Annotated in this window: 2 protein-coding genes; both read left to right on the forward strand. The window is 59.2% G+C overall.

Annotated features, from left to right (window positions below; translation table 11 throughout):
* Positions 1-72: 72 nt before the first annotated feature.
* On the forward strand, positions 73-411 hold the full coding sequence (gene fdx, locus AC1DWI_RS25610; protein WP_477669135.1) for an ISC system 2Fe-2S type ferredoxin: 339 nt from the start codon (positions 73-75) through the stop codon (positions 409-411).
* A gap of 111 nt (positions 412-522) precedes the next feature.
* Positions 523-639: exonuclease domain-containing protein (locus AC1DWI_RS25615; RefSeq protein ID WP_477726249.1), on the forward strand; the 117-nt coding region annotated here is incomplete at its 3' end.

The following is a 639-nucleotide window of genomic DNA, read 5'->3' on the forward strand; positions in this document are numbered from 1 at the left end:
GCGCATGAACAGGGGCATCAAGCAAGCCCTGGCCGGAAAAAACATCGAGGCGGTCTGAACCGACTGACAACCATGCCCATCATCAAAATACTGCCTCATCCCGAATACTGCCCAGAGGGCGCTGAAATCAGTGCGCCGGCCGGCACCTCGATTTGCGAGGCTCTGCTCGACAACAAGATCAACATCGAGCACGCCTGCGACCTCAGTTGCGCCTGCACGACCTGCCACGTCATCGTGCGCGAAGGCTTCAAATCGCTGAACGAGCTCGACGAGAGCGAAGAAGACCTGCTGGATCGCGCCTGGGGCCTGGAGCCCAATTCGCGCCTGAGTTGCCAGGCCTTCCTTGCCCAGTCGGATGTGACGGTGGAGATACCCAAATACTCCATCAACCATGCAAAGGAGAATCATTAGCCCCCACGCTTGCCACTGCGTGTGCTGCGCTGCCCCCCGGGGGGGCGCATTTTTCCTAGGGGCGGCCCGGCGGAAAAACATCCACTGACCCAGCACAGCGATAATCCAGCCATGCGCCAAATCGTTCTTGACACCGAAACCACCGGTCTTTCCGCTGAAAATGGCGACCGCATCATTGAAATCGGATGTGTGGAACTGGTGGCCCGCAAGCTCACCGGCAACAACCGC

It is taken from the genome of Polaromonas sp. P3_C2, assembly GCF_056402675.1.